This window comes from Arthrobacter sp. E44 (assembly GCF_041877125.1).
Lineage (GTDB): Bacteria > Actinomycetota > Actinomycetes > Actinomycetales > Micrococcaceae > Arthrobacter.
The window spans coordinates 41395-56126 of sequence record NZ_JBHDJA010000016.1 but is presented as its reverse complement, the minus strand read 5'-3'; the positions used below and the strand labels follow the sequence as shown (position 1 = coordinate 56126).

12 protein-coding genes are annotated in these 14732 nt (G+C 66.0%); 10 read left to right on the top strand and 2 right to left on the bottom strand.

Annotation, left to right across the window (positions count from 1 at the left end):
• Positions 1-47: 47 nt before the first annotated feature.
• Both murJ and ACETK3_RS14760 read right to left on the bottom strand, forming a co-directional pair.
• Positions 48-2180, bottom strand: coding sequence for a murein biosynthesis integral membrane protein MurJ (murJ, locus tag ACETK3_RS14765; RefSeq protein WP_373993122.1), 2133 nt, complete (start codon positions 2178-2180; stop codon positions 48-50).
• Positions 2181-2240: 60 nt separating this feature from the next.
• Positions 2241-2789: an NUDIX hydrolase gene (locus tag ACETK3_RS14760; protein WP_236800376.1), complete on the bottom strand. Its 549-nt coding sequence runs from the start codon at positions 2787-2789 to the stop codon at positions 2241-2243.
• A gap of 160 nt (positions 2790-2949) precedes the next feature.
• Here ACETK3_RS14760 and ACETK3_RS14755 point away from each other — a divergent pair, with 160 nt between their 5' ends.
• From ACETK3_RS14755 to ACETK3_RS14710, 10 genes are all read left to right on the top strand, one after another.
• The gene (locus ACETK3_RS14755) at positions 2950-4458 is read left to right on the top strand and encodes a CCA tRNA nucleotidyltransferase (protein ID WP_236800375.1); all 1509 of its coding nucleotides are present in this window, start codon (positions 2950-2952) and stop codon (positions 4456-4458) included.
• Complete coding sequence (locus ACETK3_RS14750) at positions 4455-5039, top strand: histidine phosphatase family protein (RefSeq protein ID WP_236800374.1); 585 nt, start codon at positions 4455-4457, stop codon at positions 5037-5039. Before ACETK3_RS14755 ends, ACETK3_RS14750 begins: the two co-directional genes overlap by 4 nt.
• Positions 5040-5195: 156 nt before the next feature.
• Positions 5196-5330, top strand: a complete 135-nt coding sequence (locus ACETK3_RS14745; RefSeq protein WP_272912533.1) for a hypothetical protein — start codon at positions 5196-5198, stop codon at positions 5328-5330.
• A 353-nt stretch (positions 5331-5683) separates the two neighbouring features.
• Positions 5684-5812 carry a hypothetical protein gene (locus tag ACETK3_RS14740; RefSeq protein WP_272910815.1) on the top strand — a complete coding sequence of 43 codons (129 nt, stop codon included), beginning with the start codon at positions 5684-5686 and terminating at the stop codon, positions 5810-5812.
• A gap of 64 nt (positions 5813-5876) precedes the next feature.
• Positions 5877-7340 carry a glycosyltransferase family 87 protein gene (locus ACETK3_RS14735; protein ID WP_236800373.1) on the top strand — a complete coding sequence of 488 codons (1464 nt, stop codon included), beginning with the start codon at positions 5877-5879 and terminating at the stop codon, positions 7338-7340.
• Between the two features lie 11 nt (positions 7341-7351).
• Positions 7352-8794, top strand: coding sequence for an NAD(P)/FAD-dependent oxidoreductase (locus tag ACETK3_RS14730; protein WP_236800372.1), 1443 nt, complete (start codon positions 7352-7354; stop codon positions 8792-8794).
• Positions 8795-8880: 86 nt separating this feature from the next.
• Positions 8881-10869, top strand: a complete 1989-nt coding sequence (locus ACETK3_RS14725) for a penicillin-binding transpeptidase domain-containing protein (RefSeq protein ID WP_373993121.1) — start codon at positions 8881-8883, stop codon at positions 10867-10869.
• 25 nt (positions 10870-10894) lie between these two features.
• On the top strand, positions 10895-12577 hold the full coding sequence (locus ACETK3_RS14720; RefSeq protein WP_237429317.1) for an ABC-F family ATP-binding cassette domain-containing protein: 1683 nt from the start codon (positions 10895-10897) through the stop codon (positions 12575-12577).
• 119 nt (positions 12578-12696) lie between these two features.
• Positions 12697-13470 (top strand): DeoR/GlpR family DNA-binding transcription regulator, encoded by a 774-nt coding sequence (locus tag ACETK3_RS14715; protein WP_306968340.1) that lies wholly within the window; start codon positions 12697-12699, stop codon positions 13468-13470.
• Positions 13467-14720 (top strand): MFS transporter, encoded by a 1254-nt coding sequence (locus ACETK3_RS14710; RefSeq protein WP_237429315.1) that lies wholly within the window; start codon positions 13467-13469, stop codon positions 14718-14720. The genes ACETK3_RS14715 and ACETK3_RS14710 overlap by 4 nt, the downstream gene beginning before the upstream one ends.
• Positions 14721-14732 lie beyond the last annotated feature (12 nt).

Here is a 14732-nt window from a genome sequence, read left to right as displayed (position 1 = left end):
CTGCCCCGGACGGCCGCGGAGAAGACGGGCTCCGGGGCACATTCGCGTTACTTTTTGCGCTTGCGCCGGCTGCTGAAATACGGGTTTTCGCCGGTTTTCCCCTGGTAGGTCCGGCGGCCGGGGAGCGGGATCCGTTCGCTGAGCAGGCCGCCCCGAGCCGTGCTTGGCTGGTCCTCGACCGGCAGGTAGCCGCCCTCGGCACCTTGCTGGCTGCCGCCGTCGTACGTTTCCTGGCGGCGGGAACCCCGCTCCGGATCGGGGCCCGCACGGAAGGAGACGGCATCGAACTCGCCGGAAATCCGGGGGATGAGGCCGGTGTCCACGGAGGTGGTGGCCCGTTCAGGACGGTGCCCGGAGGAACCTTCGGCAGGAGCGGACGACGGCGCGTCCCCGGCTTCCGGCGCAGGGGCCTGGCCGCCGCGGCCAAGCCGTCCCAGCAGGGGCCGGAGCATGTCGCTCAGCTCCGAGACGCGGAACAGCCGCAGCAGCAGGAAGTAGACGGCCAGCATGACCGGCCCTGCGATGGCTACCGTCACCAGCGCTTGGAGGCGCCCGCTCCACGCGAAACCGTCCGGGTTGTAGCTGCCCATCAGCCACAGGGCGCCGGCGCCGGCAATGGCCGAACCCAGGGCTGCGTACCCCATCCGGATGTACGAGTTGGCAATCCGCGGCCCGTCGAGGCTGCCCAGCATGCGCCGCAGGAAGAACGCGCTGATGACCACCGAGAGGATGTTGCCCACCATGTACAGGACGGCAATGGCATAGATGATCTGTCCCACCGGCAGGAACTGGATGACGAACGCACCGGCCACGTACACGACTGCGAGAAGCAGCTGCACGTAGAAAGGCGTGCGGGCGTCCTCGTTGGCGTAGAAGACGCGGGACATCATGAAGTTGGCGCTCATGAACGGCGTGCTGAGGGCCAGGATGGTGAGCGTCTGGGCCAGCATGACGCCGTCCTGGCGCAGGCCGCCGGAGAAAAACATGCCCAGCGGACCGGCCAGGGCGAACAGTGCCAGGGCACCGAAAACAGTGGCCACGGCCATAGTCCGCAGGCCGTGCGAGAGGGCGTCGCGCAGTTCCGCGCGGTTGCCGTCCTGCGACGCCCTGGTCATCCGGTTAAAGAGGACAGTGGCCAGGGACAGCGCGATGATTGAGTGCGGCAGCAGGTACAGCTGGCTGGCAACCTCGAGCACGGCATTGCCGGGAAGGGTGGAGGCGGACGGGTCCCCCGCCTCCTGCAGCCGGATGCGTTCGGCGCCGGGGATGGTGGCGATGCGCATGACGTACAGGAAGGCGAGCTGCCCGACGGCGGCCGTCAGGAGGGTCCAGACGCTCAGCCGGGCAGCGTGGCCCAGTCCCACGCCCCGCCACCCGAACCGGGGACGGAGACCCAGCTTCAACCGGAAAACTGGAACCAGCAGGATGGCGGTCTGGGACAGCACGCCGATAGTGGAGAACCCGGCCACCAGGAGCGTCTGGGTGGGCCCCCAGTTGTCCAGGGTGTGGGGGCTGACCTTGTTCGTGCCGAAGATCCAAATGAACATGCCCAACCCTGCGATCGACACCAGGTTGTTCAGGATAGGCGCCCACATGGCAGGTCCGAACGCGCCATTGGCGTTCAGGACCTGGGTGAGCAGGGCGTAGAGGCCATAAAAGAAGATCTGCGGCAGGCACCAGAAGGCGAACGCGACCGCCAGTGCCTTCTGCTGCGGCGAGTAGCCCTGGGTGGTCAGCTCAATGACCCCCGGGGCCGCCAGGGTGACCAGTGCCGTCAGGCCGAACAGGAGCAGGACAGCCAGCGTCAGCAGCCGGCTGATGTAATCCGCTCCCCTGTCCGGAGCCTTGCTCGCCTTGATGATCTGCGGAACCAGCACCGCATTGAACACGCCGCCGGCCACCAGCAGGAAAATCAGGTTGGGCAGGTTGTTGGCGTTGATGAACGTGTCATTGACCGTTGAGCCAAGGCCCAGGGCTGTTCCCAGCATCCAGGTCTTGCCGAAGCCCAGGAAACGCGACACCAGCGTGCCCGCAGCCATGATGGCGCTGGAACGCGTCTCGCTGGCTCCCGCTGCTGCGGGCTGGTCGATGTCCGGCGCAGCTGGCTCGGGGGGCACGCCGTCGGGTGCCGAATCATCGGGCCGGCCGGACCGGTCGGAAGGAAAGTTGGTAGCTGACATCGACTTCATCGTCTCACCCGCAGGCACTTAACACCGCAATGACGACGGCGGCGTCCGGGCTTAGAGGTGTCCCGGCAGGACTTCGCGGGCGAGGTCGGCGATGCGGCGTTCGTTGGGAAAGGACAGCTTCCGGGCCAGTTCCTGGATGGGCACCCAGGCGACGTCCACGGCTTCCTGGTCCGGATCGTTCTCGATGGTGAGCTCGCCGCCGGTGGCGCGCAGGAGGTAGTGGTGCACGGTCTTGTGCACCCGGTGTCCGCTGACGGTGAACCAATAGTCGATGCTGCCCAGGGGGGCCAGGATGATGCCCTCGATGCCGGTTTCCTCGGCAATTTCCCGGACCGCGGCCTCTTCGTTGTTTTCCTTGCCCTCCGGATGGCCCTTGGGCAGGCACCACTCGAGCCGGCCACCCCGGTTAAGGCGGGCGATGATCGCCACCCTCAGTTCGGCGTCGGACGTGTCCACCACGACGCCGCCGGCGGAGACTTCCTCCACCGTGGGCAAGGACGCCGGCGCCGATTGCTGGGCAGGGGCAACGTGCGCCCCGATTGCCGACGGCAACGGTGCGTTTGTCCTCCTGCCTGGAGCGCTCGGTACTGGATGGGCCATGGAGTCCACTCTAACGACTGTTGCCCTCCTGTGATGACCGGAACATGACACGAAGATGGACGGGATATGACGTACTTTTTGGCGGGGAAGGCGAATCAGCGCGGATCGTGACGCTTTTTTGGACTGCCGCCGCGCTGGTTTCTGCCAAGCTTAAGGAACTATGTCGCACGCACATCACAAGATTGATACCCACACCGTCGACTTCAAGGTGGATCCGGTGGTCCTGGAGCTCGGGCAGCGCTTCGTGGACGCCGGCCACGAGTTGTCCCTTGTGGGTGGTCCCGTGCGTGATCTGTTCCTTGGCCGGACCTCCCCCGACCTGGACTTCACCACCGACGCCACACCCGACCAGACCGTAGCCCTGATCAAGAAATGGGCTGACAATTTCTGGGAGATCGGCAAGGCCTTCGGCACCATCGGCATGCGCAAGGCCGGTTTCCAGATCGAGATCACCACCTATCGTGCGGAGGCCTACGATCCCGAGTCCCGCAAGCCCGTGGTGGCGTTCGGTTCCTCCCTGACGGATGATCTGCTGCGCCGCGACTTCACCATCAATGCCATGGCGCTGAAGCTGCCTTCCATGGAATTGGTGGATCCCTTCGGTGGCGTACGCGACCTGCACGCTTCCCTGCTGGCCACGCCCGGTTCTCCGGAGGCGTCCTTCTCCGATGACCCTCTGCGGATGATGCGGGCCGCCCGGTTCGCCGCGCAGCTGGGGGTCTCCGTCCGGGACGACGTCCGTGAGGCCATGGCCAACATGGCGGACCGGATCAAGATCATTTCCGCCGAACGGGTGCGCGACGAGCTGGTCAAGATGGTGTGTGGGGCGCGGCCGCGGACAGGCATCGACCTGCTGGTGGACACCGGGTTGGCCGAGCACGTGTTGCCGGAGGTTTCCGCCCTCCGCCTCGAATCCGACGAGCACCACCGGCACAAGGACGTCTACCAGCATTCCCTCCAGGTCCTGGAGCAGGCGGCCCGGCTTGAAACCGATGCGGAGGGCCCCGTGCCCGGGCCGGACTTCGTGCTGCGCTTTGCTGCATTAATGCACGACGTCGGCAAGCCGGCTACGCGACGCTTCGAACCGGGCGGAGCGGTGAGCTTCCGCCACCACGACATGGTGGGTGCCAAGCTCACCACCAAGAGGATGAAGGCGCTGCGGTTCGACAATGACACCACCAAGGCCGTGGCACGGCTGGTGGAACTTCACATGCGCTTCTATGGCTACGGCGACGCCGGCTGGAGCGACTCGGCCGTCCGGCGCTACGTGACCGATGCCGGTCCGCTGCTGGAGCGGCTGCACCGGCTGACCCGCTCCGACGTCACCACCCGCAACCAGCGCAAGGCCGACCGGCTGTCCTTTGCCTACGACGATCTGGAAGAACGGATCGCCGCACTCCGCGAACAGGAGTCCCTGGATGCGGTGCGCCCAGACCTGGACGGAGCCGCGATCATGGCGCTGCTGGGGCTCAAGCCGGGCCCCGTGGTGGGCCGCGCCTACAAGTTCCTCCTCAACGAGCGGATGGAACACGGACCGCTGCCCACCGAGGAAGCGGAGGCGCGCCTGCTCCGCTGGTGGGCCGAACAGCCTGAATCTGCACCTGCCGGACCGGGGGCAGAAGCCTCTTCCGCCGTCGTCGAACGTTCACCCGTTGAGGAGCCCAAGTGACTAATTCCGCCTTTGCCCCGCGCCCCCAGCTCTGGATCCTTCGCCACGGTGAGACCGAATGGTCAAAGAGCGGGCAGTACACGGGCCTGACCGACCTTCCCCTGACAGTGGAAGGCGAGCAGCAGGCCGTGGAGGCCCGCAAGGTGCTGGACGGCGTCGACTTCGACCTGGTGCTCACCTCTCCGCTGCGGCGCGCACGGCGGACGGCCGAACTGGCCGGATTCCCTGACGCCCGGCACGAGCCGCTCGCCGTGGAATGGAACTACGGCGACTACGAGGGCATCAGCTCGGACCTGATCCGCAAGGACAACCCCGATTACCTGATCTGGACACACGGCGTGCCCAACGGTGAAACGCTGGACGAGGTGGCCGCGCGGGCGGACAAGATCATTGGACGGATCCTGGAATCCGGGATGGACAACGTGCTGATCGTGGCACACGGCCATTTCTCCCGGATCCTCACCGCCCGTTGGCTGGAATTGCCACCCACGGAAGGCCGGCACTTTGTCCTGGGCACCGCCAAGGTCTGCACCCTGGGATGGGATAAAAAGACGCCCGCTATTGTGCGCTGGGGCCTCTAAATCTTCTTTTTGAATAAACTTCTTACCTTTTTACGGGAATTGCTGGCCTTTCGCTGATTCCTGGGGTAACTTTATTCCTGACCCCACGGTGATCTGCCCGGGTCCCAGACCGCAACGCAACCCACGCAGCGGACAGCAGAAAAGGAGGTTGGGATAATGATGACTTTGACTGGCGAATGGAATGCCCCCATCAATGCGTTCCCGGCCTTTGCTGATGACGCACGCATAGCTCCGGTCTACTCCGGTTCCCGCCGCCCAGCCGCCCTCGCGGGCTTGCTGCGGCGCCGCTAACCGGCACCTGCATCCGCTCACCCGCCAGGACTCCTTCCAAGGCTTCGGCCCTGGCTCTCGGCCTGCCCGGAATGCTGCGCTTCTTCGCTGACTTCCCGGAAAAGCTTTTGGCATAGCCCCCGCTCTTTCTTCGAATAGTCCCTGCTCGGAGAATTTTGCATCCGGCTTTGTGGTCTCACTTCAGCTTCGCCATAGTCAGGCACCCCTGGAATTGCGCTTTCTTGTGCGATTCCGATTAATTCCCTGGTGGAATTTATGCACCCTTTTTACTGCACTTTCCCGCGCACAAAAACAGCGCTAATTCGCCGTGCCCTTTTGCACCTAATGATCAACGAAAGGAGGTGGTTCCCTTGATGCGAATGATCATGGGACTCCTGTCCCGCCCCCTGCAGCGCCGCAGTTCCTTCAACAGCGCCCTGCTGGAGCAGCACCGGAACGATGTTTTCGTGCTCATGCACCAGCAGCTGGGCGGCCTGCGCTGACGGCCGGCCCCGATCCTGCCGGACACTGATCTCCTGGGACGGGGCCGGCGGTAAGCTCGATGCCATGCACGAGACCCAGCCGCCGGAGGATGAACGACGGCCCCGCATCGTGGTGCCCAGCCGCAGTGATGACGTGTTGCGGAATTTCACGGAGGTGCTCGGTGGCCCGCTGGGGACCAGGACAGCGCCCGGTGTGGTCTCCCCCGGCATCTTCACCGTTGAACGGGTGCTGATTGTCCTCACGGCGCTGGCAGCCTTGGTGGGAATCCTGTTGAAGGGATACTGCAGGGCCAACGGCTGGGAGACGCCCACACAGTTCTACGCCACCTGCTACTCGGACTTCCCGGAGCTGTTCCGGAACCGCGGCATGGCAGCGGGGATGTTCCCCATCCTGGGCAGCGGCAGCCAGTTCGAATACCCGGTGCTCATAGGACTCATCGCAGGGGTTACGGCCTGGTTGGTGCCGGGCGGAGACCCCAAAACCATGGCCCTTGCCTACTTCGACATCAACGCCGTGCTGCTGGCGGCAGTGGCCATGGTCACCGTGGTGGTGGTTGCCCGCATGCCAGGCAGGCGGCCCTGGGACGCGGCCATGGTGGCCGTGGCCCCGGGGATCGTGCTGGCCGGCACCATCAACTGGGATCTTTGGGCCGCCTGCCTGCTTGCCATGGGCATGTACCTCTTTGCCCGGAAGCGGCTTGTCCTTGCAGGGGTGCTGATCGGGCTGGCCACCGCCACCAAGCTGTATCCGGTGCTGGTACTCGGAGCCATCCTGCTGCTCGCCGTCCGGTCGGGCAGGTGGCGACCGTTGCTGGTAACCGGCGCCAGTGCAGCGGCCACGTGGGTGCTGGTTAATCTGCCGTTCGCGCTGATGAACCCTTCCGGCTGGGCCTATTTCTTCCAGTACAGTGCCGACCGGGGCGCCGGCTACAGCTCGGCATGGTTCGCCTACAACCTGGTGGCGGGCAGGCTGGGCTGGTCCGGTCTGGGCGCCGAAGGCGTCAGCATCCTGTCTGCCGGGTTCTTTGTGCTGGCCTGTGCCGGGATTGCCGCCGTTGCCCTGACCGCGCCCCGCCGTCCCCGCCTGGCCCAGCTGGCATTCCTGATCGTCGGGGCCTTCATCCTCACCAGCAAGGTCTATTCGCCGCAATACGTGGTGTGGTTGATCCCGCTCCTGGCCCTGGCCCGGCCGCGCTGGCGCGACTTCCTGGTGTGGCAGGGCATCGAAGCCCTGCATTGGGCCGCGATCTGGATGTACCTTGGACAGGTGACCAGCGCAGGTTCCTCGCAACACAACCTGGACATGCCGTACTACGTCCTCGCCGTTGCCGCGCACATGGCCGCGGTGGCGTACCTCATGGCGCGCGTCACCTGGGACATCTACAACCCCGCATACGACCCCATCCGAAGGCACCACCTCGATGACCCGCACGGCGGGCCCTTCGCGGACGCACCGGACCGGTTCCGCTGGCGCATCCGGCGCCGCGCCGCTTCGCCCCTCCCTTCCAAAGCTTCACCCTCACTTTGAAAGAAGGTCCCATGGTTGATGTTGCGGTAGTAGGTTCCGGGCCCAATGGGCTCTCGGCGGCAGCGGTCATGGCACGTGCCGGGCTGTCGGTGGAGGTCTTCGAGGCAGCATCGACGATCGGCGGCGGCACGCGGACCACCGAGTTGATGCAGCCCGGCCACCTCCATGACGTCTGCTCCGCGGTGCATCCCATGGCCGTTGCATCCCCCTTTTTCCGCGCCTTCGAGCTGTCCCGGAGGGTTGACCTGATAACCCCGGACGTCTCCTTCGGGTCCCCGCTGGAGGGTGGCCGTGCTGCATTGGCCTACAAGTCCCTGGACAAGACCGCGGAAGCCCTGGGGCAGGACGGCCCGGCGTACCGGCGGCTGATGGAACCGCTGGTCCGCCATGTCGCTGACGTCATGGACTTCACCCAGAACCAGCTCCTCCGGATCCCCCGGAACCCGCTCGTGGCCGGCATCTACGGGCTGCGGACCCTGGAACAGGGAACCGGCCTGTGGAACCTCCGGTTCCGGGAAGAACTTGCCCCGGCCCTGCTCAGCGGGGTGGCGGCCCACGCCATCTCACACCTGCCGTCCCTGGCCGCGTCCGGGGCCGGGCTCATGCTGGGCGCCCTGGGGCATGCGGGCGGATGGCCCATCCCCCGCGGCGGCTCGGCATCAATCGCGGCAGCACTGGCTGATGACATCCGCGCCCATGGCGGCGTGATTCACACCGGAACACCGATAGACCGGCTCGAGCAGCTTCCGGCGGCCCGGGCCACCCTGCTGGATGTGGCGCCGCGCGGACTCCTGGACATGGCAGGGGAATCACTTCCGGGCCACTTCCGGCGGGCACTGGACCGCTTCCGCTACGGCAACGGCTCCTGCAAGGTGGATTTCATCCTGTCCGGGCCGGTGCCATGGCAGGCCGACGGACTTTCCGAATCCGGTACCGTCCACGTGGGCGGCACACGGGCCGAACTGGCGCGTTCGGAAAATGAGGTCAGCGCAGGACGCCACCCTGAACGGCCCTACGTGCTCGTGGCCCAACCCTCCCGTTTCGACCCGAGCCGGGCACCCGCCGGCAGGCACACCCTCTGGACCTACTGCCATGTTCCCTCGGGCTCCACAAAGGACATGACCAACCAAATTGTGGCCCAGCTGGAACGGTTCGCTCCGGGCTTCCGCGACCTGGTGGTGGAATCACATGTCATCACCGCTGCGGAGCTGGCCGAGTACAACCGCAACTACATCGGGGGCGACTTCAGTGCCGGCGTCATGGACGTCCGGGGGCTTATCCAGAAGCCTGTGATATCCCCCGTCCCGTGGCGGACGCCGCTGCTGGGCGTCTACCTCTGCTCGTCGTCAACCCCACCGGGGCCGGGGGTGACAGGCATGCCGGGCATGCATGCGGCAAGGCAGGCCCTCAAGGATGTCTTCAAGCTGCCGGTCCCTGACCTTGGCATCGCCTAGGTTCCAGGCATGGCCGGCGCGTGGTTGGGCCGTCCGCTGCTTACACAGTTGCGCAGCCGGCGGCCGGCCCGGGGGATAATGGCGCGATGGGGAAATCAACAAAACTTTCGCTTGCCGTAGCTGCGCTCATTCTCGGAACCTCGCTGGTGGCCTGCGACGACGGGAAGTCCGGGGCGGAAGCCGCCGCGCAACAACTGGCCGGCGCGGTCTCGGCGCTGGATGTGGGATCTGTGGCCTTTGAGGGCAAGGATGCTGCGGCAGCCAACGACCAGCTCCACCAGGTCTTCGCGGCCCTGGATCCGCAAAAGCCGCAGGTCCAGGCAGGCGGGCTTACGCTCGACGGCGACAAAGCATCCGCCCCACTGAATTACACGTGGAAGTTTGGCGACGCCGAGTGGAAGTACACCATCGCGGCAAACTTCAAGAAGTCCGGCGACAAGTGGCTCACTGTCTGGGACCCGGCCATGCTGGCACCCGGCCTGGCGGACAGCGAGATCGTGACCAAGGGCTCCCAGTCGCACAAACGCGCGGACATCCTTGGTGCCGGGGACGTCCCGCTGGTCACCTACCGTCCCGTGGTGAACGTGGGGATCGACAAGCCCCAGCTCGGTGGCGCGGACCCGGCCGATTCCGCCGGCAAGCTGGCCGCACTGGTGGGAGTGGATCCTGCCGCCTACGTACAGCAGGTCAAGGCTGCCGGTGAACAGGCCTTCGTTTCCGCGATCACCCTGCGGGAAGAAGGCCGGACCATCTCCGACCAGCAGATCCAGGCCATTCCGGGTGCCCGGGGGATACCGGCGTCGATTCCGCTGGCGCCGAGCCGGACGTTCGCCCGTGCCGTTCTTGGGTCGGTGGGTGAAGCATCCGCAGAGCAGATCGAGGCATCCAACGGTGCCCTTGTGGCAGGTGACGTGACCGGCGTCGGCGGTCTCCAGCAGCAGTACGATGAACAGCTCCGCGGCTCGGACGCTGTCGTCATCCGTGCACAGCGGGCCGACCTGACCCGCGAACAAATCCAGTCCGCCGGCACCGACCCCCGCCGCGTCCTCTTCCAAGTGGACCCCAAGCCCGGAACCCCGCTGAAAACCACCCTCGATCCGCGGCTGCAGACCCTGGCGGAAAGCACCCTGGAGGGCGTGAAACCGGCGTCGGCGATCGTTGCCCTGCGTCCCTCCACCGGCGCAGTCCTGGCAGCTGCATCCGGACCGGGCAGCAACGGCTACAACACCGCCATGCTGGGACAGTACGCGCCGGGCTCCATTTTCAAAATGGTGGACTCGCTCGCCATGTTCCGCAACGGGATGACGCCCGATTCCACCGTCCAGTGCACTCCCACCCTTACGGTGGACGGCCGCACGTTCAAGAACTCCGAGGGCTACCCCGAGACCTCCCTGGGCGCGGTAACGCTGCGGGACGCCTTTGCACACTCCTGCAACACGGCCTTCATCTCGCAGCGGGACTCGGTGTCACAGGGCCAGCTTGAAGCCGCCGCCACGTCCATGGGTGTTGCGGTGGAAGCGCCGAAGCTTGGTGCTGAAGCCTTCCTGGGTTCCGTACCCGGCCAGGCCCAGGGCACCGAGCACGCGGCCTCCATGATCGGACAGGGAAAGGTGCTGCTGTCCCCGCTGGCGGCGGCAATCATGGCCGGGTCCGTCGCCAAGGGCGCCCCGGTCTCGGCGCAGCTGGTCCTCAACGCCGACGCCGGTGCTCCCGCCGCAGGAACGACAGCAGGGTCCACCGCCCCGGCAGCAGAACCGACGGCCACAGCCACGGCCGAGGCGCCGTCCACGGCCTCGGACAAGCCCATCACTGCAGCGGAGGCGGCATCGCTCGCAGACATGATGCGCGCCGTCGTCACCTCCGGACACGCAGGATTCCTCTCCAGCGTCCCCGGTGCCCCGGTGGGGGCCAAGACGGGAACCGCCGAATTCGGCACCGAGAACCCGCCGAAGACCCACGCGTGGATCGTGGCCGTGCATGGCGACCTGGCAGTGTCCGTCTTCGTGGAGGACGGCGGCCTGGGTGCCACCACCTCCGGCCCGCTGCTGAAGCAGTTCCTCACCGCCGCCGGCTAGGGAGCGGCGTGGGAGGATTGACGGTGTGGCCCATATTGACGTTTCCGGCATCGACTACTTCCTCTCCGACGGCACCCAGCTCCTGAACGGGGTCACCTTCAAGGTCCCGGACGGCACCAAGACCGCCCTGATCGGGCCCAACGGCACCGGCAAGACCACGCTGTTCCGAATCATCGCGGGAGACCTGGTTCCGGACGAGGGCGTGGTGGGCCGTTCCGGGACCATGGGCATCATGCGACAGTTCGTGGGCCAGGTGCGGGACGGTTCCACGGTCCGGGACCTCCTGGTCTCCGCCGCTCCCCCGGCGCTGGCGGCGGCTGCGCGCGAGGTTGATGAGGCGGAGCTGGCCATGATGGAGCACGACGACGAACCCACCCAGATGCGGTACGCCCAGGCCATCGTGGACTGGGGGGACGCGGGCGGCTACGACGTCGAAACTGTCTGGGACGAGGTCTGTATGGCCGCGCTGGGACTGCCCTTTGACCGCGCGCAGCACCGCCCGGCGTCGACCCTTTCCGGTGGTGAGCAGAAACGGCTGGTACTGGAGGCGCTGTTTGCCGGCCCGGACGATCTCCTGCTCCTGGACGAGCCGGACAACTACCTGGACGTCCCCGGGAAGCGCTGGCTCGAGGAAAAACTGAACGAGTCCAGGAAGACGGTCTTCTTCATCAGCCACGACCGCGAACTGTTGAATAACGCTGCTGGACGCATCGTGACCTTGGAGCCGGGCATCAACGGGGCCGCGGCCTGGATCCACGGCGGCGGCTTCGGCTCCTATGTTGAGGCACGCGCAGACCGGAACGCGCGCTTCGAGGAACTGCGCAAACGCTGGGACGAGGAGCACATCAAGCTCAAGGAACTCGTCAACATGTACAAGAACAAGGCCGCGTTCCGTTCAGACATGGCCAACCGCTACCACGCTGCCCAGACCCGGCTGGCGAAGTTCCTCGAAATTGGGCCGCCGGAGGCGCTGCCCATCGAGCAGAACGTCCAGATGCGGCTCAAGGGCGGGCGGACCGCCAAGCGCGCCATCGTGGCGGAGCGGCTGGAGCTGACCGGCCTCATGAAGCCGTTTTCCACTGAAGTATGGTTCGGTGACCGCGTGGGCGTCCTGGGCTCCAACGGTTCCGGCAAGTCCCACTTCCTGCGGCTGCTGGCCACCGGTGGCACTGACCCCGAACGGGAGCACCTGCCGGTTTCCGATGTGCAGATCGCTGAGGTGCCGCATGAAGGGACGGTGAAGCTGGGTGCGCGTATCCGGCCCGGCTTCTTTGCACAAACGCACGTCCGGCCCGACCTGCTGGGGAAGACTCTGCTGGAGATCCTGCACCGCGGCGACGAGCACCGTTCCGGGCTGGGCCGTGAGGCCGCCGCCGGCGCGCTGGACGGCTACGGCCTGGCGGGGCAGTCGGAGCAGAAGTACGAGTCCCTCTCCGGCGGCCAGCAGGCACGGTTCCAGATCCTGCTCCTGCAGCTCAGCGGTGCCACCCTGCTCCTGCTGGACGAGCCCACGGACAACCTGGACCTGCATTCGGCCGAGGCCCTGGAACGCGCCATTGACCACTTCGAGGGGACCGTCCTGGCTGTCACCCACGACCGCTGGTTCGCCCGGACCTTCGACCGGTTCCTGGTTTTCGGATCCGACGGAAAAGTCTACGAGTCCGCCGAGCCCGTGTGGGATGAGCAAAGGGTGGACCGCGTCCGCTGAGACGTTGCTCCATCAGATATCGCTGTTTCACCCGTGGTTTGGCAGCCGCAACTGATAGAGGAACTGGAGAGTTGCTCTTTTGCAGTGATCAAGTGATCAGAGACTGTTAGCATTTGCTCATGAAGACCGATGAACGGCACCGCACAATTGCCGAAATCCTTCGGCAGCAGTCGGAAGCGAGCGTCGAACAGCTGATGCAGGCGTGCGGTGCCTCGGGCGCCACCATCCGGCGCGACCTTGAGATCCTCTCAGGCCACGGCGTCCTCCGCAGGTTCCACGGCGGTGCCAGGAGCCTGATCGGGCAGGGGCAAAATCCCGGCTACGGGCAGCGTGAGCTGGAGGACCGGGATGCCAAGACCCGTATAGGGGCTGCGGTGGCAGGCCTGCTGGCCGAACGGGAGCACGTCTGGCTGGACAGCGGAAGCACGGCGACGGAGGTGGCGCGGGCCGTGTCAGGCAGGGCGCTGACCCTGATGCCCATGTCCCTGCAGGCCCTCAATGCGGCAACTGCAGGTGGGGGAAGTGCAGGCTCCCGGCCTGCACTGTTGCTGCCGGGCGGGAGCGTGGTGCCCGGAGAACTTTGTTTCCGTGGACCCCTGGCCGAGTCCAATATCCGGTCCCTCCGCTTTGATACCGCAGTGATTACTCCGTGCGCAGTGCATCCCAACGACGGCCTGCTGGCCCACGACCTGGAAGATGCAGCAGTCAAGAAAGCAGGCCTGGAATCAGCTGCACGGGTGGTGGTAGCCGCCTCAGCGGCAAAGTGGCAGGCCCACGCACGGGTGCTCGTGGCCGGGCTGGACCGCGTGGACATCATCGTCACGGACAGGCAGTTCGGTGCGCAGGATAAGGCCGAACTCGAAAAATACTCTGTGGAAGTAGTGAGCGTATGAGCACCAGCACCGGCATGGAAGAGCACGCAGGATTGAAAGCCGCCGCCGCGGCCACGTTTGTGGTCTTCGGCATCAACGGGCTTGTCTTTGCCAGTTGGGCAGCCAGGATTCCCGCAGTCACCCAGACGCTGCAGATCACATCCGGCCAAATGGGCACCCTGCTGCTGTGCACGGCCATCGGCTCGCTGCTTGCGCTGCCCACCGCGGGACTGGTGGTGGGCAGGATCGGTACGGCCAACACCGTGCGTTTTGCCGGCCTGCTGGCCGCGGCGGCAGGCGTGGGTATCGCGATGTCGCTTTCGGCTGTTTCCATTCCCGGAACGGCGGTGTCCCTGTTCTTCTTTGGCATCGGCATTGGGCTGTGGGACGTGGCGCAGAATATTGAAGGGGCCGACGTGGAGCACAAGCTCCGCCGGACCATCATGCCGCAGTTCCACGCGGCCTTCAGCGGCGGCGCGTTCATAGGTGCCCTCGTCGGCGCGGGGCTGTCCACCCTGGGCGTGGACCTTCCGCTGCATCTTCTGGTGATCGCCGCCGTGGTGGTTGTGGTGGCCCTGGTGGTCCCACGCTATTTCCTCCCCCACCTGGTTACAGCCACCGTGGAGGGGGCCCCGAAGCCTGCCAAGGGGCAGTCCGCCTGGCGGGACAGCAGGACGCTGCTGATCGGCGTGGTGGTCCTGGGCGCCACGCTCACGGAGGGTGCCGGAAACGACTGGATTGCCAAGGCATCGGTTGACGGACTTGCCACCTCAGAGTCCACCGGTGCCCTTATGTTCGCCCTGTTCGTGCTGGCCATGACCGCTATGCGATTCCTCGGTGGCCGTGTCATTGACAAGTACGGACGCGTCGCCGTGCTGCGCGCCAGCATGGCAGCGGCCGCCGCAGGGCTGGGGCTCTTCGTGCTGGCATCCAACATCTGGCTGGCGGGGATTGGTGCCGCGCTGTGGGGCGTGGGCGCCGCCCTCGCCTTCCCGATGGGAATGTCCGCCGCGTCCGACGACCCGCAACACTCAGCCGCCCGCGTCTCCGTTGTATCAACTTTGGGGTATATCTCGTTCCTGGCTGGACCGCCGCTGCTGGGCTATCTGGGGGACCTGACGGGGATCCACACGGCGCTGCTGGCGATCATGGCCCCCATCCTGGTTGCTCTCCTGCTCGCCGGAGCTGCCAGGCCCTTACAGGTGGAGCAGGCGACCGCCGCGCAGGACACCGATCAGGACAGCGTGCAGGAGTCCTCCAAGCACGAGTAGCCCTTGGGGTTA